This window comes from Sporomusa sp., assembly GCF_057736855.1.
In genome coordinates this window covers 2,424-6,535 of the sequence record NZ_JBYKYF010000169.1, presented here as the reverse complement: position 1 = coordinate 6,535, position 4,112 = coordinate 2,424, and the positions used below count along the sequence as shown (strand labels likewise).

Below are 4,112 nucleotides of genomic sequence, written 5' to 3'. Positions count from 1 at the left end.
TGTTCCCCCAGCCTTGCGAGGTTCTAATCCCATAGTCTTCAGTTCAGACATGATTTTTTTCTGGGTTTCAAACTCTTGTCCACTTAACTCCGGAAAACTTCGGAAATGCCGTCTCATGGCGACCACATAATCATGCCCGTTTTGCACAAGTTCATGAATGAGTTGATTCAAATATATCATCCTTTCGTCTTCCATTGCAGCGTAAAAACCAGCCATGATGTAAATATTTACATAATCACTGCAAAATTCCTGCTATATTTGAAATTTTTAACAAAAATTTTTTTTGAGTTCAGAGCGCTCTAAGCAAATCTTTTAGAAAACAAAAATAGCTGTGAGAAAAAATAAAAGGCTGAATCTCTATGAGTTCAAGCCTTCTCTTTAAAAATTACCAGTAGTAATATACCTTGTCTTTATCATGTTTAATGTAACCATGACGAAGTTTGTTTGTTCTGTTTTCATCAGCTTTCAATGCAGTCACGTCGGTATCTTGGTCAGTGACTTCAGCAGCATGCGCGAATGCGGTTCCAACAACTACCATAAAAATGATAGCAGTAAATAATGACAGGGACAACCTATTTCTCATAATACCAGCCTTTCAATATACTACCGGTATTATTCGCTTCTTGCCCCTCGTTTCCTGCAACTACGCGCTTATGCATTAACAGAAATAATTACCAAACAATCAGTCTCTGCTACCGAACATTTACTTCTTGATTAACGCAGGTTAGCAGCGGTTTCCCGGCTAATCCAAGCAACAGGTTTTTCGCTGCCAGACTCGCCATCTTGTTACGGGTTTCGGTTGTTGCACTACCAATATGCGGCACTATAAGAATATTAGGCAGTGTTAACAGCGGATGATCTGCCGGTAACGGCTCAGGATCAGTTACATCCAGGGCAGCATACGCAATTTGCTTTTCACGTAATGCGTGATACAAAGCCTCAGTATCCACCACCGCACCCCTCGACGCATTCACGAAATAAGCAGTTGGCTTCATGTTAGCAAACTCTTGCGCCCCAAACATTCCCCGGCTTTCAGGAGTAAGCGGTGTTAGCACAACAATAAAATCAGCTTCAGCCAGTAATTCGTCAAAAGTACGATACTCAACATGCAGCGCTTCTTGATCAGAGCGTGGCTTACGGTTATGATAAATGACTTTCATTCCACTGGCCTGAGCCCGCCTGGCAACGGCTGCACCGATAGCCCCCATACCGACAATCCCCAATGTTTTTCCATACAAATCTACACCAAAAGGCATAAGCACACCAGGCTGCCATTTTCCAGCCCGCACCCAGTCCCAGCCTTCATGAATACGCCGAGCAGCAGCTAAAAGCAGTCCAAATGTAAGTTCAGCCGTTGTTTCTACAAGAACACCGGGTGTATTGGCAACCGGAATTTTCCTGGCCGTACAAGCCGAAATATCTATATTATCGTAGCCTACCGCCGGCTGAGCAATGACTCGCAAACGGGGCGCTGCTGCCAGTAACTCCTCGTTGACAGTCATATTGGTCGAAACATATAGCCCCTCGGCCTCACGCAACCATTGGGCCAAATCTTCCACTTTGGGTTTAGCCGTTTGCTCCCATTGATATATCTCGCATTGCTCCTGTAACATGGCTAATCCTGCAGGCATAATTCTTCCGGTAACAACCACTTTATATTTATTCATATCATTCACCACCATAACAAATATCTAGCTTAAATATATTCTGTTTATCCATGGTAAAATCCTTGGCAAGATATAAACAACAGCTAGTTTTTTAACAGCTTTATTTTACTCTCATACATGGTTTCAACAAACCAACAACCAGCACAAAACCCCTTAGCGAACACTAAGGGGCTTGGTTTTACATTACTGAAGCGATTCTATGCGAGCAGCAACCTGCTCAGGTGTCATACCATCCGCATTAATAACCGGAGCCTTAATCATTGTATTTTGAATATTCATTAGATTATTATCCATACCGGTTACGACACAAGCCATTACTTCTTCTTGGCTTTTAGGACTCACTACTTTGTAACCGCGCTGTTCTAAAACTTGTTTAATTGTTGACAAACTATCTTCCACTGCAACGGTTTTGGCCATCACAACACCTCCTTTCGGAGTTATTATGACCTGATGACCCCATAAGCATTACTATAACAACATCTTTCTAGTAGCTTGGCTACATAAAACATTTATTTGACAACATGATAAACCGGGTAGGAGCCTAAATTTTTATACCACAAACATTTTTCTTGAATCGCCTGAACAGCATCAGCAATATTGCTCTCCACCATACTCCCCTCGATATCAAAGAAAAAAATATATAAACCTAATCCAGTACGAGCAGGACGTGATTCTATCCGGGTAAGATTGACTTCTCTGATAGCAAACTCATGCAAAATAGTATACAAACTGCCTGGACGCTGTCCATTAATCTGAAATACCAGCGAGGTTTTGCATTTTCCCTGTATGTCCTTAACCATCTGCCGTTCCAAACCAATAAACCGAGTGGAATTTGCGTTATTATCTTGAATATCTCTGGCTAATACGGTTAACCCATATATTTCGGCTGCTTTCAGACTGCCGACAGATGCATATGGTCTGTTACTTCCAGCCACAATTCTAGCCGCCTCGGCTGTGCTGTCAACTGGTTGAAATTTAGCCTGCGGATATAATTTGCCTAACGTTTTTCGACATTGCGCCAATGCTTGCGGATGAGAAACTATGACTTCAATTTTTTGGTGGTCTTTTCGGGCTAACAAATTATGCCTGACAGGCAGCACCATTTCTTTGGTTATATATAAATCAACCTCATGTGCAAGGGTATCTAAGGTAATATTCACTGACCCTTCCAAAGAATTTTCCACTGGCACTATGCATTCATCTACCTCGCCAGCGGCAACCGCTCTAATAGCGACGTCAATAGCATTAAATGCTTCTAGTTGTGATTGACTTCCACCATAGAGGCTTAAGGCAATTTCTTCACAATAGGTTCCCTGCGGGCCTAAAAATCCAACTTTTTTAACCATATCACCCCTCCTTATAATAAAAAAACTCTCATCCCCTTAAAGGACGAGAGTTACACTCGCGGTACCACCTTTTTTATCCGCCTACTGGCGAATCACTCTGTAAAGTACGGGCCTCTGCCGATACTCTCCTTCGCTGATAACGGTGAAGGTCTCCGGCTCCACCTACCATCTGGACATGTCGCCAGATTTCAGCAAGCAACTCCAAGGTGAACTTCAGTATACCGACCCGTACCGGTTCTCAGCATCCCGGCTCTCTGTAGCGGCATGGATATACCTACTTTTCCTCTTCATAGTTTTTTCTGGTATTTTTATTACTATAACATGTGACTACTATTAATTCAAGCAGTAAATAGATAACAACACATTTTTTTACATGGCTTTTTCTAAAGTCTTGTTGATCATCGGCTGCTCTACGTACACACTGGTGCTTGGCAATGCAATAGACACACCTTGTCTTTCCAAAACCTCCATAATCTTGAGATTAATATCTTGCTTAATATTGAGATATTTTTCCCATACAATCGTTTTGGTGAAACAATACAAGAACAATTCCAGCCCATTTTTCCCAAAGGAATCGAATTTGACAAATACAATTTGTTGATCAATTTCCGGATGTGTCCGGAGAATATTTTCAATTTCGGCAATACAGGCTTGCAACTTATCTCTGGGAGTATCATAACGCAGGTTTAACCGAAAAGTTATCCGACGCATATTTCGCTTGGTAAAATTTATGATAGAGGTATTTACCAGATTAGAGTTAGGAACCGTAACCAGCGCCGCATCAAAAGCCCTTATTTTAGTGCTTCTAAAATTAATGTCTTCCACAATCCCTTCAACCTCATTGGTTTTTATCCAATCTCCGATACTAAACGGTTTGTCGGTAATAATAATAATTCCGGAAAAAATGTTGCCAATAAGATCTTTGGCTGCTAAAGCAAAGGCCAATCCCCCAAGTCCCATGCCGGCAATAAAGCCATTGACATCATATCCCCAGGTACTGGCAATAGCAACAAAGGCTAGCGCCAACACGATAAATCGTATGACTTTCGAAAAAAACGGAATTAAGATTTTGTCTACTTCACGATTAAAAATTTGATGA

General features: G+C 41.6%; 5 protein-coding genes, 1 pseudogene and 1 other annotated feature. All 6 genes and pseudogenes read right to left on the bottom strand.

Annotated elements, in window-relative coordinates:
* A pseudogene (locus AC29Z1_RS11430) lies at positions 1-216 on the bottom strand (hypothetical protein); the annotation flags it as partial.
* A gap of 169 nt (positions 217-385) precedes the next feature.
* Complete coding sequence (locus AC29Z1_RS11425) at positions 386-583, bottom strand: hypothetical protein (protein ID WP_488271588.1); 198 nt, start codon at positions 581-583, stop codon at positions 386-388.
* 109 nt (positions 584-692) lie between these two features.
* Entirely contained in the window at positions 693-1,667 is a 975-nt protein-coding gene (locus AC29Z1_RS11420) for a 2-hydroxyacid dehydrogenase (RefSeq protein WP_488271587.1), read from the bottom strand.
* A gap of 183 nt (positions 1,668-1,850) precedes the next feature.
* Positions 1,851-2,084, bottom strand: coding sequence for a YkuS family protein (locus AC29Z1_RS11415; RefSeq protein ID WP_488271586.1), 234 nt, complete (start codon positions 2,082-2,084; stop codon positions 1,851-1,853).
* A 92-nt stretch (positions 2,085-2,176) separates the two neighbouring features.
* Positions 2,177-3,013 carry a prephenate dehydratase gene (gene pheA / locus AC29Z1_RS11410; protein WP_488271585.1) on the bottom strand — a complete coding sequence of 279 codons (837 nt, stop codon included), beginning with the start codon at positions 3,011-3,013 and terminating at the stop codon, positions 2,177-2,179.
* Between the two features lie 36 nt (positions 3,014-3,049).
* Positions 3,050-3,313, bottom strand: a binding site (T-box leader).
* A 69-nt stretch (positions 3,314-3,382) separates the two neighbouring features.
* Positions 3,383-4,112, bottom strand: a 730-nt coding sequence (locus AC29Z1_RS11405) for a mechanosensitive ion channel family protein (RefSeq protein ID WP_488271584.1), incomplete at its 5' end; no start/stop codon positions are given.